The following is a 21,831-nucleotide window of genomic DNA, read 5'->3' as shown; positions in this document are numbered from 1 at the left end:
AAAGCAGCTATTTCTGAAAATCAACCGCCCAAACCGAGAGTCCACATGTTCAGATCCGCCGCTGTAACCGCCCTGATGTCCTGGCTTATGGCTGCCTCTGCTGCGGCTGAGAGCGACCCTGTGGTGGTTGAGTTGTTTACGTCGCAGGGGTGCTCCTCTTGCCCTCCGGCAGACCGGTTGATGCACGACCTGGCCAAGCGGGACGATGTGATTGGCCTGGCGTTGCACGTGGATTATTGGGATTACATCGGTTGGAAGGACGAATATGCCGACCCGGATCATACTTTGCGGCAGCGGGCGTATGCCCGGGAAGGCGGTCGTTCGATGATCTACACGCCACAGATGGTGATAAATGGGCAGCATGATGTTGTGGGCGCGCAGTCCCGTGAGCTCGACCGCTTGATTGACGCTCATCTCAAGGCGGCACCCGAAGCGTCGGTGACTGCAACCCGGACAGCAGATGAAGTAACCGTGAATGTGACGCCCGTAGAATTGCCGGAGGGCGAGACCTACGACGTGCGTATCGTACAGTATTCGCCGATGCGCCACGCCTCGATCCGCCGCGGAGAACTGGCTGGGCACGATCTGGACTATGCCAACGTTGTCGAAACATGGCAGATGGCAGGGCAGTGGGATGGGGCTGCACCACAAACCTTCTCAGCCCAGCTTGGGTCAGACCTGCCGGCGGTTGTTTTGGTGCAACGTGCGGGTCATGGTCCCATTGTCGCCGCAACGCGGGTTAAGTGATCAGGGCATCTCGTCCGGTGCAATGCCAAGCCCGTTCCAATGCTTCCAGCGGCGGTGGATCCAGAACCACTGACCCATATGCTGACGTACCATCTTCTCAAGGTCGTCATTGGTGAATTGCGTCATCGTTTTCGGGTCAGTGTGCGGAACCGGATCGTGCAGTATGATTTCGAAATCGATGCCGTTTGGCTGGCGCACGGCATAACATGGGATCAGTTCCGCGTTGTATTTCATCGCCAGTTCCGCGTTCAGCACAGATGTGACAGCGGGTTTGCCGAAGAATACAAGCTCTTCCCCGCCCATCGCATGGAGATCGGACACAATTGCAATGATCCCGCCCTTTTTCAGCGTGCGCACCATCTCAACCATTCCGCGCCGCCCCTGCTCGAACATGGGCGCACCGGTCTTATAAAAGGCCTCGACATAGGCGTCGTTGAAGTAAGGATTCGCCATGCGGCGGTACAGGCAGCCAATCGGTTGGCCGCTGTGTTTTTGCAGGGCAATGCGCGCGGCCAGATAGTGCCCAAAATGCGCAGTGATCATCATGACCGGACGCCCTGCAGCAATGGCCGCATCAAATGCTGCAATACCAGGGCCGGAAATTTTCGCTGTACTTTGACGCTCAGTAAATCCTTCTGGCGAGAAATGCTCCATGATCGCCCGACCTGCGTTGTCGGGCACGTCACGGCAAATCTTTTTGACCTCGGCGTCGGACAGGTCAGGGCAGGTGAGCTTCAGGTTCCGCCGGATGCGTGTACGAAACCCCACGACCGGGGCCAAAACGCGCATAATCGCGCCCATGGTTGAGATGCGCCGCTCATACGGGAGAAGGCGCATAGCACCGATAACCCCCTGAAGGAACAGATTGGCGACATAGTATTTTCCAAGCTCAAACTTGCTGAGCTCCGACTTTTCGACGGGCATGGAGGCGTCTCACCGCGTGATGGGTATTTCCGTGCCAGACATACAGGCCGATCTTGGCAAGCTCAAGCGTTCAGCAAGATGATGGGCAAACTGAGCATGTTAAGGGGCAAATCTGCTAACCTGATGCTACTCAGTCTCTTCCTCAGTTTCGACCAGAGCAATTGTTCCTGCATCAACCAGTGTTCGAATGGCGCCAACGACCTGAGTCATCGCTTCTTCGGCCTCGGATTGTTTGACTCGTCCGCGTTCACCCATTTCCTCACGCAGGTTTTCCGCCATGCGTGACGAGATATTTGTCAGCAGAAATTCAACCGATGCCTTGTCGTCATCTGCCGCAGCTCCGGCCAGGGCTGTTACAAGCACGGCTTGGTCCACTTCGCGCAGGATGGCCGGAACATCGCGGGCTGTAATGCGGTTCGAAATATGCGCAAAGGTGAAGATCGACTGACGTACGAGTTCTGCAAAGGCGGCATCGTCTTCATCCAATGCGTTCAACAAGTCGTCGCGGGTGGCCGCGGCTGACTGGTTTAAGATCGCGCCAACGCGTGCGCTGGGGCCGTCATCAAACGCCTGCACCGGGCGCTGATCCAGTTGCGCGGCCAGAGACCAGCCGATCCGCTCGACCGCCTCTGGGGTAACGTTCGCTGTTTTCGAGACAGCAAAGGTGATCCTACGCGCCACCGGGCCGGGCATTTGTCCAAGCATCTGAGCGGCTTGCGCGGTATCCATCTTTGACAACATCACTGCGGCCACTTCGGTGCTTTCCGCTTGGGCCATGGCTGCAAGATCTTCGACAGGGATGTCGCGCAGCCTTTGCCACGGGTCACCAACCTGTCGTATCCCGGCCACCTTGCGCAGGCGTGCCGCTGTTTTCGGGGCAATCTTGCCGGTTACCGCATCCAACGCCCCAGCCAAGCCATGAGGAAAGGCCAGGCCGATGTTATCCAGTGCTTCGCCGAACTCCTGCGCCACGGCATCCAGTGTCACGCGGTCCACAAGACCCATTTCGCCAAGCTGATGGGTTAATTTTTCTTGCAGATCGTCAGGGAGTTCCTCAAGCGGAAGATCCGCGCCTTCGCTCAGCAGAAGGCGGACGACAACCGCTGCTTTTTGTCGGTTGCTCAATGTCCGGGGAACAAGCCGTGGTTTATCGTTATTCCCCTTGGCAAGCGGAGCAGCTGCTCCGGGTGCCGTGTGTATCAACGCGTTTGTGTCCTGCATCTGCCTGTGGTGCCAAAATTTCTGAACCACAGGCAGATTACGGAGAATCGGGTTAAATAACCTTGAAGTTTAGTAGTTATAGGTCAGCCCGGTGCGAATGGCTTCGCGCAGGGATGCCTCGGCCCAGGTTCCTTCGCCGCCACGAGCTTTGATCTCGCGCCATTGCTCGATCGCCAGATCGGTTCTGCCTTCGGCGACAAAGCCCTGTCCCATATAACTGCGGGCGAGGATGTTGTCGGGGTTGGACTCGATGGCGTTGGTGTAGAAGGCGTTTGCCAGCTCAAGCTCACCCATTTTGCGGTACGTAAAACCCCAATATGTCAGGACGCGATCATCGTTCTGATCCATGATGCGCAGAATGTTCTGAGCGTTCTCGAATTGCCCATCATAAGCCAACTCGCGCACGGCGTCATACAGTTCATCATCGGTGAAATTGGTCTTGTTCGGTTTGACACAACGCCCCGCGTCCTTGTCGTAGACGCGGCCAAAAAGGCACCTCTTGGTCGTGTTCGTTGGTTTTGGTGGGGTCGTGGTGCTGCCACCGTCGCCGGCTGCATACAAAGCCGGCGCAAAGGCAAAAGCCTGAAGGGCAAAAGCTGAAACTAAAACAAGGCGCATTTTCCTACTCCGTTCTCTGGGCTGCTCTGATCAAGCATAGCGCGATTTGATAAAAGGCTAACAATTGCGCTGCCTCTTTTATTCACAAGTAGGAAAGAAAAACCTCAGCTATTGACAGTTTTTACGCAGCTATGGGCTTCGGCGTCCCATTGTGTTCCCGGCGCGCAGGACTGCGTTTGTTCAGTATGGGCGCTGCAGGCCAAGGCGACAGAGGCTGAGCAGCCAAGGGCCAATGCGCAAATCAAAGTCCGGATCATCAAGCTTCTCCTGTTCGGGAATGCGCGGACAAGATAACCGATTTTTGATGATCTGGCAAAAGAACAAGGCCCGGATCGCTGCGTACGAACCGGGCCCCTGAACTGTTTGATCTGCTTGATTTTTACTCGCCAAACACACGGGCAAAGATCGTATCGACATGCTTGGTGTGATAGCCAAGGTCGAATTTTTCTTCGATTTCTTCAGGGCTGAGCGCAGCGGTGACATCCGCATCTGCCAGCAACTCTTGCTTGAAGTCGGTCCGGTGTTCCCAGACCTTCAGCGCGTTGCGTTGGACCATGGCGTATGCGTCTTCACGGCTGACACCGGCTTGGGTCAGTGCCAACAAAACCCTCTGGCTCATGACAAGGCCGGGGAACTTGTTCATGTTCTCGAGCATGTTCTCGGGGAAGATCAGCATCTTGTCGATCACACCTGTCAGTCGTGCCAGCGCAAAGTCCAGGGTGATTGTCGCGTCCGGTCCGATCATGCGTTCGACTGAAGAGTGCGAGATGTCGCGCTCGTGCCAGAGCGCCACGTTTTCCATCGCCGGGATCACGGCCGCGCGCACCATGCGCGCCAGACCTGTCAGGTTCTCGGTCAGAACAGGGTTTTTCTTGTGGGGCATGGCCGAGGAGCCTTTCTGACCCATCGAGAAGAACTCGGCACCCTCCAGCACTTCGGTCCGCTGCATGTGGCGGATTTCTATGGCGATATTCTCGATGCTGCTGGCGATCACACCTAGCGTAGCAAAGAAGGCCGCGTGGCGGTCGCGCGGGATGACTTGTGTGCTGATCGGTTCCGGCACAAGCCCCATCTGGTCGCAGACATGTTCCTCAACACGCGGATCGATATTGGCGAAGGTGCCAACTGCGCCGCTGATCGCGCCGGTGGCGATTTCCGCGCGAGCGTCACGCATCCGAGACAGGTTGCGATCCATCTCGGCATAGAACCGGGCAAAGGTCAGGCCCATGGTGGTAGGCTCTGCGTGGATGCCATGGCTGCGACCGATGCGAACGGTGTTTTTGTGTTCAATCGCGCGACGCTTGAGCGCGGCCAGAAGGCCTTCGAGATCGGCGATCAGCAGGTCCGCAGCACGGGTCAGCTGTACGTTCAAACAGGTATCCAGCACGTCCGAGCTGGTCATTCCCTGATGCACAAAACGGGCTTCTTCGCTGCCCACATGCTCGGCCAGATGGGTCAGGAAGGCGATGACATCGTGTTTGGTGACGGCCTCAATCTCATCAATACGGGCTACGTCGAACTCCACATCCTTGGCTTTCCACACGGCCTCGGCATTTTCGCGCGGGATGACGCCCAGATCGGCCATGGCGTCGCAGGCATGTGCCTCGATCTCGTACCAGATGCGAAACTTGGTCTGAGGCGACCAGATGGCGACCATGTCAGGGCGGGAATAACGGGGAATCATTGGCGGCAGCACCTTTATGTGGTTGGGATGAGGCGTTGGCGCGGGGTTTAGCCCCGAGCGCGTTAGGGAACAAGACGTGAGAGCGGGTATGAGACGGTTTGCCCTGATTTTGGCCCTTTGGCCGGGTGTTTTGGCCGCAGATGGCTTCCAGAAATTGTCCGGCGAGGAAATCCTTGCAGCTTTGACGGGCCAGAAATTGGAATATGGCAGCGGGGTCTGGCAAACTTTCGACTCCAGTATGGTCACGCAATATTTCTCGGGTGGGCCGAGTGCAGGTCGCTGGGTGGTGCGCGAAGACCAGTATTGCTCGATCTGGCCACCTTCGGACCTTTGGGCTTGCTACGACGTTTTTCGGAACGAGGATACGATCCGTTTCGTCGACGATGCCGGGGGGCGGACAGATGGCACATTTGCCCAATAAGCGGGCGTGCTGACCTAACGCGTTCAAGACCTGTTGGCACTGGCCGCAGCGCCAGGAAAGTGGATATGCGCGGGTTCAATCCACCTGATCACGACGCGCCAGCACTGGACAAACCGCGCCTTGAAAGTTCAAGCTGTGCGTGAGGAAACTATCAGGTTATTGAGATATGCGTTTATTTTCAGGTCCATTGCTTGCTGCATGCGCTGCCATTTTGTTGGGTGGGGTAGGGTCCGCAGCAGCTGATACCCCGGTGACTTATACTCAGGATGGCCGCGCACTGTTCGGCTTTCATGTTCCAGACTTTTGGGCGCTGCGTACAGGTGGCCCGCGCGAAATCGAAGATACCGAGTTGGGGGATACGCGTGCCGTGTCCCGCGTCATGGGGATGCGCCCGGTTACTGATGATACTGTCTGGATGGGCTTTGTCTCGCCCGCTGGTGTCGCGACCATTGAGGATGGTGTCCGCTATTTGCAGGATATCGACAAGTTTCTGGTCAAGGACCCGACCATCACCAGCACCAGCGACACCCGCATCGGTGGATTGCCGGCGCGTGTTTTTCGGGGAACCGGGCGTCGGGAAAGCAAAGGAGTCAGCTTTACCGCGGCCCTAATTGATCTGCCAAAAAACCGCGTTGCAGTTGCCGTGGCCATCCTTCGTGACGGCGCTAATCCAGATTATGCCGACGATCTGAACGCGGTTTTCGCGTCGTTCCGGTCGTTCCAGTAAGGGGAGGGTGCTATGAGTTTGCGAAACATCAGACGGATTTCTCTTGCGCTGGGGCTGGGGGCTGCGACGTTTTCACTGTCGGCCTGTGATGGTGTCTCGGTCGGGGTCGGTTATGGGTATGACCCGTTTTATGACTCGATGCTCTGGAACGATTACTACCGTCGTGACGTCAATATCGACATCGATCGGCCAGATCGACCAAACCGTCCAGATCGGCCAACGCGCCCTGATCGGCCACAGCCGCCGGTTGCCAAACCGCCTGCACGGCCAAGGCCGCCAACGGCGCGCCCGCCCGCTGCACGGCCGCCTATTCACCGGCCATCGCCGCGTCGTTGATCGCAAAGGCCGCACAGGGGCGGCCTTTTTCTATGGCAGAAGCTCAGTTGTTATATGGGCTGAACCCTCAAGCGTCCGGTGAACAGGGCACTTGTCCGCAATTTCCAGCAAGCGTTGCTTTTGCGCTTGATCCAGCGGGCCGATCAATCGGATTTTGCGACGGAACTGATCCACCTTTCCTTCATTCGCCAGCCCGGCGTCCTGAGCGTGAACCTTGTCGTGACAGACATCCACGCTCACCTTTTTCAACGGCCAGTTCTTTCGGCGCGCATACATGCGTATGGTCATGGATGTACAGGCACCCAGACCGGATGAGACAAAGCCGTAAGGCGACATGCCCTTATCCGTACCGCCGTAAGAAGCTGGTTCATCCGCGACCGCGTGGTGATGCGGACCGGCCTGAATATCCTGCATATAACCGCTTGGGTCTGCTTCGGTCACACGGACGACGCCTTCCGGGGCGCCTGGCGGCGGGGCGGGCGGGCACAGTTTCACATACCGCGAAACCCAAGCTGATATCACATCGGCTGCGTATTCGGCATCGGCCGCGCGCGTGATCAGATGATCGGCATCATCAAGGGTCACAAAGCTTTTTGGATGCTTCGCCGCCAAAAAGATGGTGCTGGCATTGTCTATGCTGACCGTTTCGTCGCGTGGCGCGTGCAGGATCAATAAAGCGGCTTTTAGGTCGGTGATCGCTGCGGTCAGGGCGGATTGGGCAATGTCATCCACAAAGGCCTTGCCGATGCGGAACGGGCGCCCACCCAAAGTCACCTCGGCGCTTCCGTCCTGTTCGATCTGAGGCAGCGCCTCTTCGAAGTGATGTGAGACGTGACCGGGATCTGCTGGCGCGCCCAGTGTCACAACAGCCTTTACCGTTGGAATGCCAGCGCGTGCACGCAAAACCGCCGCACCGCCCAGCGAATGGCCGATCAACAAGGACGGTGCCATGTTCCGCCCCGCCAGAAATTGCGCAGCAGCGATCAAATCCTGGACATTCGAGGTGAAGGTCGTATTGGCAAACTCGCCCTCAGAATGGCCCAGCCCCGTAAAGTCAAAGCGCAGTACTGCAATCCCCATCGCTGCCAAGCGCGCCGAAATGCGCCGGGCTGCGGGGATGTCTTTGGAGCAGGTAAAACAATGGGCAAAGAGCGCTGTCGCCAGCACCGGGCCGTCAGGCAGATCCAGTCGTGCGGCCAATTGGCTGCCGTCATGTCCGGCAAAGGTAATGCGTTCCGTGGGCATGTCGGCTCCTTGAATGGGTTGGGGGAACACGAACAATACTGTGTTCATGTTGGTCTGGTCTCAACCCTTATGTCAGTCGCGTCACGGGAAGGTGAGAACTGAGCACGTGTCGTTTCACCCGAATATCATCACTACGCTGAAGGTTTGAAAGGCGATTTGCATTTCTGGGAGTCACATCAAGTATTGTGAAGTAATGTCGGCCAAACATTCATTTCACTTATTCTCGGTGTGAACACAACTATGCAGCGAAGATGTTGCATTAGGAGATATACATGTCACACGCAGAATTCACCGCCCGCCCGAGACGCGCCCGCTGTGGGTCATCGCGCTGCTGCTGGCCGGTCTCATTGGATTTGCAATCGGACAGTCCTGGCCCGCAAATCTAACAGGGCCACAGGTTCAAGACGAACCAGTTCTTGAAGACTGGCACGGAAATGTCCGCAGATCGCACTGGTCAGAGTGAGGCTTAGGTCTCACTCCAACCCCATCAAGCGGGGATCAAATGGGTACTTGGTCAGGTTCTCGTACCCGTCTTCGGTAATGAGAACCTGATCTTCTAGCTTGATGCTAAAGTCACCACCGACCTCGCCAACGCAAGCTTCGACACACAAAACCATTCCCGGTTCCAGCGCATAGTCATAGGATCCTTCGACGGCCTTATCCGGATAAGCCACAAGCGGCCATTCGTCACAAAGGCCAACGCCGTGCATCAGGCAGCCGTATTTCTGCGCCTGAAACTTGTCGTCCAACCTGTGAGAGTTTGCTGTCAGTTCCGGAATCATCACGCCGGGTTTGAGCATTTCCATGTTGGTCATGATGTGTTCATGCGCGTGCTGCATGGCATAGATCATGTCTTCACGCGGCTTCTGATCGCCAATCCACCAACTGCGGGAAATGTCGATGCAAATCCCGTATGACCCAATCAAGTCGGTGTCGAACGAGATGATCTCGTTCTGCTGGGTGATCCGAGGGCCGCATTCCTGAAACCAAGGATTGGTCCGCTGGCCTGAGGCCAGAAGGCGCGTTTCGATCCATTCTCCGCCACGTTTGATGTTTTCTGCATGCAGGACAGCCCAGATGTCGTCTTCCGAGGTTTTCCCGTCGCCCACATTGGCACGCGCGAACTTTTCCATTTCAGCAACGGCCGTCTCGCAGGCATGGCTGGCACAGCGCATGGCGAGGATTTCGTCAGGCCCTTTGATGGCGCGGGTCTTTTCGGTCACCTCTTCGCCTTCCATGATCTCGAACCCTTGCGCCTCAAGTGCGCGCAGGCCGTGCAGCATGATCTTGTCGACGGCCAGTCGCTTGTTGCCGCCACTGTGTTCTTCGATCAGCACCCGGACTTCGTTCGAGAACACATCCGCAGCCACGTCGACCTTGTCACCCCGGTCAAAGTAAAACAGATCGGCGCCCGAACGTTGTTCACGCACCAGCGGGTTGAATGTGCTGAGGAAGGGCGAATTCTTGTAGTCCCAAATCACCATATAGCCATCAGCGCACAGCAGAACCGCGCGAAACGGGTTATGCGTGTTCCAAAGCTGCATGTTGGTGCTGTCGGTGGCATAGCGAATGTTCAACGGGTCAAACATCAGCAAGCCGTCATAGCCGCGATCTGCAATGGCCCGTGTCAGTCGCTTCCAGCGGTGTTCCCGCATCCGCGTCAGGTTGGGCAGCTCAAGCCCCGCAGCGGCCCATTCGTCAAAGGCCAACTGCGTTGGTCCGATCTCAATCCGATCATTGTCGTTCGGAGTACCGTCACCCAACGTCGCGCCTTTGCTGGGGTCAATCTTGCGCGTGTCTCGGTAGTGTTGATTCATGGCGGGCCTCTTTAAATGCTGCGGCAAAACTAAAGAGCCGACCCGTATCGTCTGACAAAATTGCGACGGCGAGGCTGTCGTTTTCGACCGACACGTGGCTCCGTGCGTGCTAAGTCTTTGTCATGAGGCAGATTCTACAAAACACAATCCCGTATGATGTTGGTAATCCACGTGCTCTGCCCGGGATACAGCCCACAACACTTGAAGGTTGGCTGCATCAGGACGAGGCGTTTTCCGGTCAAATGCAGCGCCGTGAAGAGCTGCTTTGTGATCACCGAGATGACGTTCTGGCCCTTGATCCGCAAGCCGAACATGCCGCCCAAGAGCTGCTGGATATGGTCTTGGCGCGCGTTTACCCGTCAGCAGCTGAGGCAGTTGTCCGACCCGATGGCGCGACGGTCCTCATTGATCGCAGCCAGCCGTTGGATACGTTGTGCAAATTGGTGCAGGAAGACTTCTGCATTCTCCAAAAACTCGGTGAAGAGCATGTTTTGACCGGGGCGATCCTGTGCTTTCCGGCCAGTTGGCGCTTGTCGGAAAAATTCATGCGGCCTCTGGTCGATATTCATGTGCCGGTTCAGAGTTACGACGCCAATATTGCAAAGCGTGTGCAAAGACTGTTCGACGGAATTCAGCCCGGTCGTCCGTTGTGGCGTTTCAATGCTCTTTGGTACGAGGATCCCGAGCTGTTCCAGCCCCGCAGAGCCCATGCCCGACGAGAAATCCCGGATCGGCGCGAGAACTCGTTTTTGCGGAGCGAGCGGCAAACTTTATTGCGTCTGCCCGAAACAAACGCGGTCGTGTTTTCCATCCACACTTATGTGCTGGCCGCGCACGCAGTTGCAGACATGGAAAACCCCGCCTGACGGCGGGGCCTCCAAGGAGGGTCTTGGTAATTCAGTTACATGCCCAACGCATCTGCAACATCGGCAAACGCATTGCTGGCGTTCAGTGCTACAATGGCAAAAGTGAACACAAGCACCTGGGTATTCAGGCGGAAATCTTCGCCTCGGATCAGGTTGACGGCGGCCATTGACACAGCGATTGGCGCTGAAACGCTGGCCAGAACACCTGTCATGCACCAGCTGCTCAGCCGCAAGACATCGCTTGGGCGTTCACCATCTTCTGTTATTTTGGCTCCAGGCGCGGTCTGGTCAAACGGGGGCGTGTCTTCGCTGCGGAACGCGATGCTGAGCAATTGCTCATCTGTAAGCTGGATCGGACGTGCCGTCGGGGCGTGAAGTGCACTAACAGTGTCGTCCAGCTCGGGCAGGTTGACGCCGGTGAACTGACCGGTCAGTGACTGAAAAATCTGTTTTCGGTCGCGCGTTGCGGGATTAGGCGCCAGGGTGTCGAAGGCGCTCATGAATTGTTCGACCGTTAGCACCGTGCTCGGCGAAAGCCATTCGACTCGCCGGGTCGAGCAGATATCGACCATGCGATACAAAATGACCACCAGCATCAGTTCCGAAATCTCAGTATCATCCAATAACGGGGACACGGGGGTGACTGATAGCACGAGCCGGTTTTGAGGATGTGACACGCGGGGTTTTGTTATGGTTTTTAACCCCGCGGCACGGTCCATACGCTCGTAACGGTCTTCCTGCTCGGGTGTGCCTGTATCCAGCGTAAGGCGAACCAAGTATTGGCTCGATACGATGCTAGATTCGGAATAACTGAGCAACGCTTTGCGTTCGACCAAATGGCCATAATCTTCAAGCGTTGTGGCAACGATGGTTCCAAAGCGCTCAAGAGCGCCGTTTGCGTCACCATCAAATTGCAGGCCGCCATGGTAGCTGTGCTTCCGAGCCACTGCTTTGTCCTTATTCAAGCTTTGTTCGAAAGACACTTTAGCAACCGTTCTGGGGGAGAATTTGGCGAAAAATGCAAAAAACCGAAATTTTCCCGCGATTGATTACGCTTTGGAAACCAAGAAACTAAAGGCTTTTGTTTGTCACTGTGGCGGAAATGTGGCGAAAACGGGTGCTGCGCATGTTTTCCGTGCTGCGACGTTATTGATCGATTCGGGAGGCCATGATCGCGATGGATTGCTGATACACTGAGGCTGCGTTCCACTGCTGCAATACACGGAAATTTGGCTCTCCTGGCTGATAGCCGCGCCCCGGTTTCCAGCCCTTCTTGCGAAGAAAATTTGCGGTTGAAGCCAGTGCGTCCGTCATGTTGTAGAAATCCACACGCCTGTCGCCGGTGGCATCGACCCCATAGGTCAGAGCATTGCCTGGCAGGAATTGCGTGTGGCCCAACTCGCCATGTTTTGCCCCTTTTGTCGCCATTGTGATACTCCCCTTGTCCACCAATTTCAGCGCCCCAATTGCGTGCGGAATAAAGAACTCGGATCGGCGACAATCATAGGCCAAAGTGGTTATTGCGGACACAACCTGGCTGTCGCCCATGAAGTTTCCAAATCCGGTTTCCATGCCATGAATGGCGATCAGCACGCCTGCTGGTACACCGTATTGGCGCTCAAACGCAGCATAATAGTTGGGGTTGGCGGCTTTGCGTTTGCGCCCTTGAGCGACGATAGTGTCGGCCCCTCGGACCCGCATGAATTTGTCCAGTGAGTATTTAAAGCTTTTCTGATTGCGGTCCGCCGCGATGGTGCGCGTTGCGTATTGCGTTTGCGACAGCGCACGTAATCCCTTTTTTTTCACCCCGGCCTTTCGTGCCTGTTTCGCAAAATCGGTTTTCCACGCCTCAAAGCCAGCGCTGGTATTCCCGCATGGGGCGGCCAAAGCGGGGGCGGTTAGAGACAAGGCAAGGATAGCAGCGAGGCGAAACATAGGTTAAATCCAACGAAGAAGAAATCTGACTTCAGCGTAGCGCGGGTGTCGAGATCGGAAAAGAAGCTAGTAGAGATCTAGCTCTCCTTTTTCCTTTAGCGTCTCAAACCATTCATCCGGGGTGGCCTTGATGCGGGCATGTTTTACCATCATGGCGTTCATGTTTGGCAGGTTGGACGCATCTGGCCAATCCTCTGGTTGCCAAAGGTTCGCGCGGATAACGCATTTGGGGCAATGCGCAAAAGCGGTTTCAACATGAATCAGCAGCGCCAGTTTTGGGGGGTGGCCACCTACAGCCATTTCTGCCAGCAGGTGAGGGTCTGCGCAGATCCGGGCCTCGCCCCTAAGTCTGAGTGTCTCCATCTTGCCAGGCACAAAGAAGATCACGCTGACACGCGGGTCCTTTAGAACGTTGTGAAAGGTATCCACCCGTTTGTTGCCCGGCCTGTCCGGGATGGCGATCAGTGTGTCAGACACTACCTGAACAAAACCAGCCGGGTCCCCCCTTGGTGAGATGTCCAGGTATCCGTCAGGGTTGGCCGAGGCGATCAAGCAGAACGGTGACGTTGCGATGAAGTCGCGGCACATCCGGTCCAGCGCGTTCAGTTCTTTGGCGAGGATCTGAGGCAGAGGGGAGCCTGTGATACGCTCAAGGTCCTCTGCCGTGGTCACAATGTTGGAAAACTTTGAAAAAGCGTTCATGCGATCTCTCCTGCATTGGGATCGATGGGCAGAAGTGTGAAAGATCAGCACTAACGAAACAAGGGCGCCCGATTGGACGCCCCTGCAGATTTAAACCCAAGCCCAGCTTAGCAGCTGTAATACATGCCGTATTCAACCGGGTGCGGGGTGTGCTCGTAGGTTTCGACCTCTTCCATCTTCAGTGCGATATAGCCGTCGATCTGGTCTTTGGTGAAAACGTCGCCCTGCAGCAGGAAGTCGTGATCAGATGCCAGAGCTTCCAGAGCTTCGCGCAGGCTGCCGCAAACGGTCGGAATATCGGCCAGTTCTTCGGCAGGCAGATCGTACAGGTTCTTGTCCATGGCTTCGCCCGGATCGATCTTGTTCTTGATGCCGTCCAGACCAGCCATCAGCAGTGCGGCAAACGCCAGATAGGGGTTCGCAGCCGGATCCGGGAAGCGGGCCTCAACGCGCTTGGCTTTGGGGCTTTCGGTCCATGGAATACGGACACAACCCGAACGGTTACGGGCCGAGTAGGCGCGCAGAACGGGCGCTTCGAAGCCGGGGATCAGACGCTTGTAGCTGTTGGTCGCCGGGTTGGTGAAGGCGTTCAGGGTCTTGGCGTGCTTCAGGATGCCGCCGATGAAGTAGAGTGCTTCGTCTGACAGGTCGGCGTATTTGTCACCTGCGAACAACGGCTTGCCGTCTTTCCAGATCGACATGTTCACGTGCATACCAGTGCCGTTGTCACCCGCGATCGGCTTCGGCATGAAGGTCGCCGATTTGCCGTAAGCATGCGCAACGTTGTGGATAACGTATTTGTACTTCTGCAGCTCGTCCGCTTGTTTGGTCAGGCTGTCGAAGATCAGGCCCAGTTCGTGCTGGCACGAGGCAACCTCGTGGTGGTGCTTGTCGACCTTCATGCCTAGACGCTTCATGGTCGACAGCATTTCCGAACGCAGATCCTGCGCTTCGTCAACCGGGTTCACCGGGAAGTAGCCACCCTTGACGCCCGGACGGTGGCCCATGTTGCCCATCTCGTACTCGGTGTCGGTGTTCCACGACGCGTCGGTCGCATCAACTTCGTAGGATACTTTGTTGATACTGTTCGAGAAACGAACATCGTCGAACAGGAAGAACTCGGCTTCCGGACCCATATAGGCAACGTCGCCGATGCCGGATGCTTTCAGGTAAGCTTCGGCTTTCTGAGCAGTACCGCGCGGGTCACGCTCGTATGCTTCGCCAGTGTCGGGTTCAACAACCGAGCAGTGCAGGCAGATGGTCTTTTCCGCGTAGAACGGATCGACATAGGCGCTGCCTGTGTCGGGCATCAGTTTCATGTCCGAAGCTTCGATCGATTTCCATCCCGCGATGGACGAACCGTCGAACATAAAGCCTTCTTCCAAGAAGTCCTCGTCGACCTGATCGGCCATGATCGTCACGTGCTGAAGCTTACCGCGCGGGTCGGTGAAGCGGATGTCGACGTATTCTGCGTCTTCTTCCTTGATCAGCTGAAGAACTGCGTCCTTGCTCATTCTCTTGTTTCCTCTGACTTGAAGATTTGAGTTTTACAGCGCGTCCGAACCGGTCTCGCCGGTACGGATACGGATGGCTTGTTCAATTGGTGAGACAAAAATTTTGCCATCACCGATTTTGTCGGTTTTTGCGGCCGAAACGATGGCTTCGATGGCGGCATCGACCTGATCATCGTCCAACACGACCTCGACCTTCACCTTGGGCAGAAAGTCGACGACATATTCTGCGCCACGGTAGAGTTCCGTGTGTCCTTTCTGGCGGCCGAAGCCTTTGACTTCGATCACGCTGAGGCCCTGGACGCCGACGTCCTGTAATGCCTCTTTCACTTCGTCCAGTTTGAACGGCTTGATGATCGCTTCGATCTTTTTCATCCCGGCTCACCTCGCATGGTTGTCAGACCCGCAGTGATCACGTCTAAGATCAGGCGGCAATGTGATTGCGGAATTGTTGTGCGGCGGGCAGGGCGAATTTCGAGGCTGGGTGAGATTTTGGGCATGTTGCACAAAAAGTAATCGAAATTGAATCGCGGAAAGGATTGAGATGACAGAGTTGCTGACAGCGGCCCAAATGCGGGCGATTGAGCGGGCCGCCATCGAGTCCGGTAAAGTGACAGGTCTGGAACTGATGGAACTGGCCGGGCTGGGCGTTGTCGACGCGATCTTCGAGGAATGGCCGGAGTTGCGGGATCGAGGGGCCAGCCCCTCGAGCTCCCCGAGGTATTTGGGGCCAGATGAAGGGGATCCCTGGCGCGCGGTGGTTTTGTGCGGGCCTGGGAACAATGGTGGCGACGGGTTTGTTGTTGCGCGTCTTCTGCGAGAGTTAGGATGGGAGGTTGAGGTTTTTCTGTATGGGGAACCAGAAAAGCTGCCTCCGGATGCGCGGGTGAATTATGAGCGGTGGGCCAAGCTTGGCGAAACGCATTCCAGGGTGATCGATCCTGCGCCGTTTCATGACGATTATTTGCGCTTTCCCGACAGATTTGACCTGATTGTTGATGGGCTGTTCGGAACCGGGTTGACGCGTCCCTTTAGCGGCGTGTTTGCTCTCTTGGCTCTCGAAGAAACAAGATCTCTAGTTCGAAAGAAGGGCGCGCGCATCGTCTCGATCGACACCCCAAGTGGTCTGTGTGCAGACAGCGGTCATGTGATCGGGAATGCGATTGAAGCCGATCTGACGGTCACCTTCCATGCAAGAAAGATTGGGCATGTGGTGGCCGATGGACCGTTGAAGTGCGGCAATGTCAGAAACAAGTCCATCGGTCTTGCTCATTCTGAGCTCGACCGAGTCGTACGCTTGATGTCTTCACAGGATGTTTTGGTCGCGAAAGATGTCTCTGATCACAAATACACCCACGGTCACGCCCTAATCCTTTCGGGCGGTTCCGGAAAAACAGGCGCGGCGCGGTTAGCGGCGCGGGGGGCGCTACGAATTGGGGCCGGGTTGGTAACATTGGGGGTACCGCCCTCGGCACAGATGGAAGTGGCCAGTCAGATCACGGCTTTGATGATGCAACGGGTTGAGGGGGCGGAGAGTTTGGCTGAGGTCCTGAGCGACACGCGCCTGAATGCGCTTTGTCTGGGGCCAGCACTTGGATTGCAGCGAGCTCGTACGTTGGTTTCTGTGGCTTTGGCGGCGAGACGGGCGACAGTGTTGGATGCCGATGCCTTGTCAGCTTTTGCAGACGATCCGGGCGTCTTATTTGAGCAGATTCACGAGAAATGCGTTCTGACACCGCATGGTGGAGAGTTTGCGAGGCTTTTCCCGGACATTGCAGAGAAGCTGAATGCGGTGCCAACCAAAGGCCCGGCTTATTCCAAGGTTGACGCTACGCGGGCCGCGGCGAAACGGGCGGGGTGTGTGGTTCTCTTCAAAGGGCAGGATACGGTGATTGCGTCACCAGATGGACAATGCTCGATCAATGCGGCGTGTTACGAAAGGGCGGCCCCTTGGCTGGCAACCGCTGGGTCCGGCGACGTGTTGGCGGGTTTCATCACGGGTTTGCTGGCTCGTGGGTTTGCACCGATGCAAGCAGCCGATACGGCGGCGTGGCTGCATGTGGAATGCGCGCGCCAATTCGGGCCCGGTTTGATCGCCGAAGATATTCCAGAGCAACTGCCCGAAGTGTTTAGAAAGATGAATATTTGAGTGTGTTGGCGGGGAATGGCTCAATCCACACAAAACCGGCAAAATTCCGCCGATCGCGTCTGTATGATTACAGAGCGAGTGTTTGCCAGACACACATTCGGACGGCACAGTTTTTCTGAGCACCTCCGAAACGGATTGGCGGTGATGTGTTTAAGTTAATGAAATACATTGTAAAACTTTCACGACCGCTGTGCCCAGTGTTGCGAATTTGCAATTCCTTTACAAAACAGCGCGCTGTTATCTGGAACGTCGATGCTCGGTAATCAATTAGACGGGGTGAAAGACCCGAACCATTCATGGTGAGTGAAATGACTTTTAAATTCAAAACCCTATCCGTTGCCGCCACGTTGACAGCGACGACGGTCATCCCGGCTGCGGCAGAACTGAAATATGAAAACAACACTGGTGGTTATGTTCTGCTGTACGGGCAACTGCACCCTGCGCTGATCTCGGTCGATGACGGACAAGATACCGAGACCCGCGTTTTGGACAACGATTTGTCGAACAGCCGCGTGGGCCTGCGCCTGATGCAGCCATATGGCAGCAATGAGTTCCAGTTTTGGTTTGAAACGGGTCTTGGTTTGCCGGGGTCCGCGTCGGCCGATCAATTTGGAACCAACGCTGATGGCTGGAATCGCGAAGACATTCGCCACGTGGATTTCTCGCTCAAGGGCGGCTATGGCAAGTTCTCAGCCGGTCAGGGCAGTATGGTCGCTGATGGTGCCGCTGAGGTCGATCTGTCTTATGTCGGAACTGCGCTTTATTCGTTTACCAATGATGAAAACGCAGGCTTCTTTTATCGCGATACGACCGGTTTGCTGAGCGGAATTACTGTCGGAGACAGCGCAAGCAACTTTGACGGCGGGCGCCGTGGGCGTGTGCGGTATGATACGCCATCGTTGAATGGGTTTTCGGCTGGTTTTGCGTACGGTCAGAATATCCTGTCCAGCAGCGACGATGATGACTATTACGACATTGGCCTGTTCTATGAAAACACCTTTGCCGGTGGTGTGAAATTCGCAGCAGCCATTGCTTATGCGGTGAGAGATCGGGATGACAATTCCGGGGATAGCAAAGACACGATAGGCTCTGCGTCGGTTCTGCTGCCGAGCGGTCTGGGATTTACGATCGCGGGTGGTACGCGTGACGATGATCAGGCTGGTGCAACGGATCCGAATTACTGGTACGGCAAAATTTCGTACGAAGGAAACTGGATTTCATGGGGAAAGACGGGTGTCGGTATTGATTACTATGACGGTTCGGATTTCGACAGCAACGGGTCGGACACCAAGGCCTGGGGTATCGCGGTGGTTCAGAAAGTCGACGCGATCGATACAGACGTTTACCTGAAATACCGCAACCACGACTTTGATGACGGATCATCCTTTGACAACAACGAAGCCTGGGTTCTGGGTGCGCGTTGGAAGTTCTGATCGACGTGACAGCGCCAAACGTAAACGCCCCGGTTTCCGGGGCGTTCTTTTTTGCGGTTTAGGCGATCAAATGCTGTTGGATTCCGCCTTTGCCCCTTGCACGTAAGCTGCTGGCCAAATAGAAGGCGTCAAATTTGCCCGGCGCGCCCTTTTTGCGCGCCCCGAATCCTATGGGGACTACCATAATGCAGGTTACCGAGACGCTGAACGAAGGTCTGAAACGTGGCTACAACATCGTTGTGACCGCAGCCGAGCTGGACGACAAGGTCAATGAAAAGCTGACCGAAGCGCAGCCGGAAATCGAAATGAAAGGTTTCCGCAAGGGCAAGGTGCCGATGGCGCTGCTTAAGAAGCAGTTTGGCCAGCGCCTGCTGGGTGAAGCGATGCAGGAAAGCATCGACGGTGCGATGAACCAGCACTTTGAAGACAGCGGTGACCGCCCTGCGCTGCAGCCCGAGGTCAAGATGACCAACGAGGATTGGAAAGAAGGCGACGACGTTGAAGTGGCGATGTCTTATGAGGCACTGCCTGCAATTCCCGAGGTTGACCTGAAGTCGGTCGAGCTGGAGAAGCTGGTTGTCAAAGCTGACGATGCTGCTGTGGAAGAAGCACTGAACAACCTGGCCGAAACTGCGCAGGATTTCAAAGCGCGTCGCAAAGGTTCGAAAGCCAAAGATGGCGATCAGATCGTATTCGACTTTGTCGGCAAGGTTGACGGCGAAGAGTTCGAGGGTGGATCGGCCGAAGATTATCCTTTGGTTCTGGGCTCGAACAGCTTCATCCCTGGCTTTGAAGAGCAGTTGGTTGGTGTGAAGGCTGAAGAAGAAAAGGACGTCAACGTCACTTTCCCCGAAGAATACGGTGCCGAGCACCTGGCTGGAAAAGATGCCGTTTTCACTTGCACCATCAAAGAAGTGAAGGAGCCGGTGGCCGCAGAAGTAAACGACGAACTGGCCATGAAATTCGGCGCCGAAGATCTGGACGCCCTGAAAGCGCAGATTTCCGAACGTCTGGAAGCAGAATACGCCGGTGCATCGCGTGCGGTCATGAAGCGCACTCTGCTGGATGTGCTGGACGAGAAAGTCTCGTTCGACCTGCCGCCGTCGCTGGTGGAAGCCGAAGCCAAGCAGATCGCGCACCAGCTGTTCCACGAGGAAAACCCGGACGTGGAAGGCCATGACCACGGCGAAGTGGAGCCCACGGAAGAGCACACCAAGCTTGCAGAGCGCCGTGTACGTCTCGGTCTGCTGCTGGCCGAGTTGGGCCAGAAGGCCGAGGTTGAAGTGACCGACGCGGAAATGACACAGGCGATCATGAACCAGGCGCGTCAGTACCCGGGTCAAGAGCGTCAGTTCTTTGAGTTCGTTCAGCAGAACGCTCAGATGCAGCAGCAAATGCGTGCGCCGATCTTTGAAGACAAGGTTGTCGACTATGTGTTCGAGCTGGCTCAGGTCAGCGAAAAGGACGTGAGCAAAGACGATCTGCAAAAAGCCGTAGAGGCTCTGGAAGAGGATTAATCCTCTTCCGCCCATTCCCAATGGGCACAAAGCAACGGAGCCGCCTGTTGATCAGACGGCTCCGCATGGGTGGCTTTTGTATCTATGAGGTGAGGGGGTCAGGCCTCATGAGCAAAAGCGCGGGGGGTTTCTAACAGAGCGGTTCTCTGCTCTGGGGTGAACGTGTCCATCAGCGTCTCTATCAGCTTAAGGACATCCTGCCGCTCAGCTTCGGTTTTTGCGGCGTTCATCTGTTCCACAAAATACTTCTCAAGATCGGTGAGCGGTTGGTGGTTGGTGTTGGCTGGCGCTTCAGTTTTGCCCTGAGCAAACAGTTCCAGCGCCTGTTCATCGGACATAAAGACATCGTGATCGATGCCAGCATAGTCGCGGATGCCCGAAATACGCTCGTCTGAGCAATCCATCAGAGCTGCCATTGCCACCACTTTACCCATAGGTTTGGCTGAGCCAAGGTAGTCATATGGAGCGTTTCCTGATCGCTGGAGAACGCGGTTCATGACCGGGTCGATGACGGCGATCGAATCCAGCACGCCAGCGGTTTTTGCATATTCGAACGATCCGATCATGACCTCGCTGGTGACATAGGACACAGAGTTTTTGCCGCGGCCGCGGCCCAGTTTCTTGGTGTCGACGCAGAAACGGGTTGCTTCCCAAACCTGCGAACTGCGGAGTGGTGGCTCTCCGTCCAAGATCGAGTTGAATACGTCCGACAACATGTGTGGACCAGTTGTCTGCAACAGGCGCATACAACCGACGACTTCCCCCTCGTCGTCGATGCTGACCACATGCGCAGGATTTAGGTCGTCGAACATGTCGCGCTCGCGACCGTCCACGATATTAACTTCCCAGCCCAAACGATCCCCGAACACACGAGCCCGAAGCTTGAACATATCGTCCAGGACGTCTTTGAATTTATGTTGGTTGATACCATCAATTACGATGATCATTTCCATCCCCCTGCAGTCTGGTTACCGTGACACAACATTTAACCATATTGTGATCGGGGACTATTGGGGATTTCCCGTATTTTTGCGATTTTTTACTTAACCCGGTGCTATTAAGCCCAGACCTATTGCCCGTCCGATGGCTTGGGGAGTGGTCAGCGCGCCCAGTTTTTCCCGACCCGACCGCATGTGAACCTCAACCGTTCGGTGCGAGATAGACAAAATATCGCCGACATCTTGTTGGGATTTGCCTTCGGCAACCCATTGCAAAATCTCTTTTTCGCGCGTGGACAGGGCAGGGAGGTAAAGCGCTTTGGCCAGAACGCCAGACTGCATAACCATGTCATGAGCATGCACAGCCGCCATTTGCAGATCGCCCATAACATGCTTTTTCAGCTTTTCCCACTCACCGTCTGAACAATCGCGTGTCACGCTGAGAATCCCGCACTCGCCATAAGGACCACGAACAGGGACAGTCAACCCGCGTGGGGTAATGCCAAAGTCATGCGCGTCGCGAAAAACAGCGTTGAAGTTTTCGTCCTGATTAAAGCGGCTCCAATCGACCGGGGCGATGCTTAGAACGGATTGATAGATTGTGGGATCGAAATGGTGATACCCGTGGCTGCCATAATGAATCTTCCACTCGTCAGGATAGTTTGCATATCCTTGCACATCCCCTTTGACAGGGTTCATCGTGGCATAGGACGCGTAGTCGAATCCAAGCTCCTCGCAGACAGAATTTATAACGTCTGCGGTCGACTTTTCCTCGTGGTCAAGCGCGGCCAAGTCTATCAGTTTCACCTGTCCAACCTTTGTTTAGCCCTTCCCATCCCTCAAGAAGTGCCAAGTTTGTCCGTATTCAACGCTACGTTGCGTCAACCGATGCGCAAAGCGCAAGGGAAGTGTTCATATCTCGCAGTTTGGTGCGTGTTTTGCGCAACATTAAACCTCGAATGCGGCTGAATATGGTGATATTGCGGGGGATTTGACGTGAATTCGCGTCGAATGTCCATAGTTAATCGCTAGATTGTGCA

General features: G+C 55.7%; 21 protein-coding genes. 8 read left to right on the top strand and 13 right to left on the bottom strand.

Features of this window, described 5'->3' with window-relative positions; all coding sequences use genetic code 11:
• Nucleotides 1-45: 45 nt before the first annotated feature.
• Entirely contained in the window at nt 46-747 is a 702-nt protein-coding gene (locus GS632_RS06970; protein WP_171237807.1) for a thioredoxin family protein, read from the top strand.
• Here GS632_RS06970 and GS632_RS06965 read toward each other — a convergent pair whose 3' ends face one another.
• The 4 genes from GS632_RS06965 to purB form a co-directional block, all read right to left on the bottom strand.
• A complete protein-coding gene (locus GS632_RS06965; RefSeq protein WP_171237806.1) occupies nt 748-1,671 on the bottom strand; it encodes a lysophospholipid acyltransferase family protein in 924 nt (307 codons plus the stop codon). It lies immediately after the preceding gene.
• A 126-nt stretch (nt 1,672-1,797) separates the two neighbouring features.
• Nucleotides 1,798-2,892 carry a flagellar motor switch protein FliG gene (locus GS632_RS06960; RefSeq protein WP_171721497.1) on the bottom strand — a complete coding sequence of 365 codons (1,095 nt, stop codon included), beginning with the start codon at nt 2,890-2,892 and terminating at the stop codon, nt 1,798-1,800.
• A gap of 69 nt (nt 2,893-2,961) precedes the next feature.
• Complete coding sequence (locus GS632_RS06955) at nt 2,962-3,510, bottom strand: hypothetical protein (RefSeq protein WP_171721496.1); 549 nt, start codon at nt 3,508-3,510, stop codon at nt 2,962-2,964.
• Nucleotides 3,511-3,889: 379 nt separating this feature from the next.
• Nucleotides 3,890-5,194, bottom strand: coding sequence for an adenylosuccinate lyase (purB, locus tag GS632_RS06950; protein ID WP_171237804.1), 1,305 nt, complete (start codon nt 5,192-5,194; stop codon nt 3,890-3,892).
• Between the two features lie 88 nt (nt 5,195-5,282).
• On the opposite strand from purB, the gene GS632_RS06945 reads away from it, so the two are divergent.
• The 3 genes from GS632_RS06945 to GS632_RS06935 all read left to right on the top strand — a co-directional run bounded on the left by GS632_RS06945 (nt 5,283) and on the right by GS632_RS06935 (nt 6,678).
• On the top strand, nt 5,283-5,615 hold the full coding sequence (locus GS632_RS06945) for a hypothetical protein (RefSeq protein ID WP_171721495.1): 333 nt from the start codon (nt 5,283-5,285) through the stop codon (nt 5,613-5,615).
• A gap of 166 nt (nt 5,616-5,781) precedes the next feature.
• Entirely contained in the window at nt 5,782-6,342 is a 561-nt protein-coding gene (locus tag GS632_RS06940) for a hypothetical protein (RefSeq protein ID WP_171237802.1), read from the top strand.
• A gap of 12 nt (nt 6,343-6,354) precedes the next feature.
• Nucleotides 6,355-6,678, top strand: a complete 324-nt coding sequence (locus GS632_RS06935) for a hypothetical protein (protein ID WP_171179562.1) — start codon at nt 6,355-6,357, stop codon at nt 6,676-6,678.
• Between the two features lie 30 nt (nt 6,679-6,708).
• Here the strand turns inward: GS632_RS06935 and GS632_RS06930 are convergent, their stop codons facing one another.
• Nucleotides 6,709-7,923 carry a bifunctional alpha/beta hydrolase/OsmC family protein gene (locus tag GS632_RS06930; RefSeq protein ID WP_171179564.1) on the bottom strand — a complete coding sequence of 405 codons (1,215 nt, stop codon included), beginning with the start codon at nt 7,921-7,923 and terminating at the stop codon, nt 6,709-6,711.
• Between the two features lie 473 nt (nt 7,924-8,396).
• The gene (gene dddP, locus GS632_RS06925) at nt 8,397-9,740 is read right to left on the bottom strand and encodes a dimethylsulfonioproprionate lyase DddP (protein WP_171237801.1); all 1,344 of its coding nucleotides are present in this window, start codon (nt 9,738-9,740) and stop codon (nt 8,397-8,399) included.
• A gap of 122 nt (nt 9,741-9,862) precedes the next feature.
• Between dddP and GS632_RS06920 the strand changes: the two genes are divergently transcribed.
• Nucleotides 9,863-10,606, top strand: coding sequence for a DUF3445 domain-containing protein (locus GS632_RS06920; protein ID WP_171237800.1), 744 nt, complete (start codon nt 9,863-9,865; stop codon nt 10,604-10,606).
• 35 nt (nt 10,607-10,641) lie between these two features.
• Here GS632_RS06920 and GS632_RS06915 read toward each other — a convergent pair whose 3' ends face one another.
• The 5 genes from GS632_RS06915 to GS632_RS06895 form a co-directional block, all read right to left on the bottom strand.
• Nucleotides 10,642-11,553: a hypothetical protein gene (locus tag GS632_RS06915; RefSeq protein WP_371809969.1), complete on the bottom strand. Its 912-nt coding sequence runs from the start codon at nt 11,551-11,553 to the stop codon at nt 10,642-10,644.
• Nucleotides 11,554-11,752: 199 nt separating this feature from the next.
• A complete protein-coding gene (locus tag GS632_RS06910) occupies nt 11,753-12,541 on the bottom strand; it encodes a lytic transglycosylase domain-containing protein (protein WP_171237798.1) in 789 nt (262 codons plus the stop codon).
• A 66-nt stretch (nt 12,542-12,607) separates the two neighbouring features.
• Nucleotides 12,608-13,243 carry an MSMEG_1061 family FMN-dependent PPOX-type flavoprotein gene (locus GS632_RS06905; protein ID WP_171237797.1) on the bottom strand — a complete coding sequence of 212 codons (636 nt, stop codon included), beginning with the start codon at nt 13,241-13,243 and terminating at the stop codon, nt 12,608-12,610.
• 107 nt (nt 13,244-13,350) lie between these two features.
• A complete protein-coding gene (glnA, locus tag GS632_RS06900; protein WP_171179577.1) occupies nt 13,351-14,757 on the bottom strand; it encodes a type I glutamate--ammonia ligase in 1,407 nt (468 codons plus the stop codon).
• Nucleotides 14,758-14,790: 33 nt separating this feature from the next.
• On the bottom strand, nt 14,791-15,129 hold the full coding sequence (locus tag GS632_RS06895; RefSeq protein ID WP_171179579.1) for a P-II family nitrogen regulator: 339 nt from the start codon (nt 15,127-15,129) through the stop codon (nt 14,791-14,793).
• 169 nt (nt 15,130-15,298) lie between these two features.
• Between GS632_RS06895 and GS632_RS06890 the strand changes: the two genes are divergently transcribed.
• The 3 genes from GS632_RS06890 to tig all read left to right on the top strand — a co-directional run bounded on the left by GS632_RS06890 (nt 15,299) and on the right by tig (nt 19,853).
• Complete coding sequence (locus GS632_RS06890; protein WP_171237796.1) at nt 15,299-16,903, top strand: NAD(P)H-hydrate dehydratase; 1,605 nt, start codon at nt 15,299-15,301, stop codon at nt 16,901-16,903.
• Between the two features lie 308 nt (nt 16,904-17,211).
• Nucleotides 17,212-18,336 carry a porin gene (locus tag GS632_RS06885; RefSeq protein WP_171234512.1) on the top strand — a complete coding sequence of 375 codons (1,125 nt, stop codon included), beginning with the start codon at nt 17,212-17,214 and terminating at the stop codon, nt 18,334-18,336.
• A 185-nt stretch (nt 18,337-18,521) separates the two neighbouring features.
• Nucleotides 18,522-19,853: a trigger factor gene (gene tig / locus GS632_RS06880; RefSeq protein ID WP_171721494.1), complete on the top strand. Its 1,332-nt coding sequence runs from the start codon at nt 18,522-18,524 to the stop codon at nt 19,851-19,853.
• A gap of 98 nt (nt 19,854-19,951) precedes the next feature.
• Here the strand turns inward: tig and GS632_RS06875 are convergent, their stop codons facing one another.
• A complete protein-coding gene (locus GS632_RS06875; RefSeq protein ID WP_171721493.1) occupies nt 19,952-20,800 on the bottom strand; it encodes an acyl-homoserine-lactone synthase in 849 nt (282 codons plus the stop codon).
• Nucleotides 20,801-20,896: 96 nt separating this feature from the next.
• On the bottom strand, nt 20,897-21,598 hold the full coding sequence (locus tag GS632_RS06870; protein WP_171179589.1) for a LuxR family transcriptional regulator: 702 nt from the start codon (nt 21,596-21,598) through the stop codon (nt 20,897-20,899).
• Between the last annotated feature and the right edge of the window lie 233 nt (nt 21,599-21,831).

This window comes from Ruegeria sp. HKCCD7296 (genome assembly GCF_013110775.1).
Classification (GTDB): Bacteria; Pseudomonadota; Alphaproteobacteria; order Rhodobacterales; family Rhodobacteraceae; genus Ruegeria.
Note: the sequence above shows the minus strand (reverse complement) of the source record. Positions and strands in the feature narration are given on the sequence as shown.

Coding starts and splice junctions, on each gene's coding strand:
- GS632_RS06970 (WP_171237807.1), top strand. CDS start 46: ATGTTCAGATCCGCCGCTGTAACCGCCCTGATGTCCTGGCTTATGGCT.
- GS632_RS06965 (WP_171237806.1), bottom strand. CDS start 1,671: ATGCCCGTCGAAAAGTCGGAGCTCAGCAAGTTTGAGCTTGGAAAATAC.
- GS632_RS06960 (WP_171721497.1), bottom strand. CDS start 2,892: ATGCAGGACACAAACGCGTTGATACACACGGCACCCGGAGCAGCTGCT.
- GS632_RS06955 (WP_171721496.1), bottom strand. CDS start 3,510: ATGCGCCTTGTTTTAGTTTCAGCTTTTGCCCTTCAGGCTTTTGCCTTT.
- purB (WP_171237804.1), bottom strand. CDS start 5,194: ATGATTCCCCGTTATTCCCGCCCTGACATGGTCGCCATCTGGTCGCCT.
- GS632_RS06945 (WP_171721495.1), top strand. CDS start 5,283: ATGAGACGGTTTGCCCTGATTTTGGCCCTTTGGCCGGGTGTTTTGGCC.
- GS632_RS06940 (WP_171237802.1), top strand. CDS start 5,782: ATGCGTTTATTTTCAGGTCCATTGCTTGCTGCATGCGCTGCCATTTTG.
- GS632_RS06935 (WP_171179562.1), top strand. CDS start 6,355: ATGAGTTTGCGAAACATCAGACGGATTTCTCTTGCGCTGGGGCTGGGG.
- GS632_RS06930 (WP_171179564.1), bottom strand. CDS start 7,923: ATGCCCACGGAACGCATTACCTTTGCCGGACATGACGGCAGCCAATTG.
- dddP (WP_171237801.1), bottom strand. CDS start 9,740: ATGAATCAACACTACCGAGACACGCGCAAGATTGACCCCAGCAAAGGC.
- GS632_RS06920 (WP_171237800.1), top strand. CDS start 9,863: ATGAGGCAGATTCTACAAAACACAATCCCGTATGATGTTGGTAATCCA.
- GS632_RS06910 (WP_171237798.1), bottom strand. CDS start 12,541: ATGTTTCGCCTCGCTGCTATCCTTGCCTTGTCTCTAACCGCCCCCGCT.
- GS632_RS06905 (WP_171237797.1), bottom strand. CDS start 13,243: ATGAACGCTTTTTCAAAGTTTTCCAACATTGTGACCACGGCAGAGGAC.
- glnA (WP_171179577.1), bottom strand. CDS start 14,757: ATGAGCAAGGACGCAGTTCTTCAGCTGATCAAGGAAGAAGACGCAGAA.
- GS632_RS06895 (WP_171179579.1), bottom strand. CDS start 15,129: ATGAAAAAGATCGAAGCGATCATCAAGCCGTTCAAACTGGACGAAGTG.
- GS632_RS06890 (WP_171237796.1), top strand. CDS start 15,299: ATGACAGAGTTGCTGACAGCGGCCCAAATGCGGGCGATTGAGCGGGCC.
- GS632_RS06885 (WP_171234512.1), top strand. CDS start 17,212: ATGACTTTTAAATTCAAAACCCTATCCGTTGCCGCCACGTTGACAGCG.
- tig (WP_171721494.1), top strand. CDS start 18,522: ATGCAGGTTACCGAGACGCTGAACGAAGGTCTGAAACGTGGCTACAAC.
- GS632_RS06875 (WP_171721493.1), bottom strand. CDS start 20,800: ATGATCATCGTAATTGATGGTATCAACCAACATAAATTCAAAGACGTC.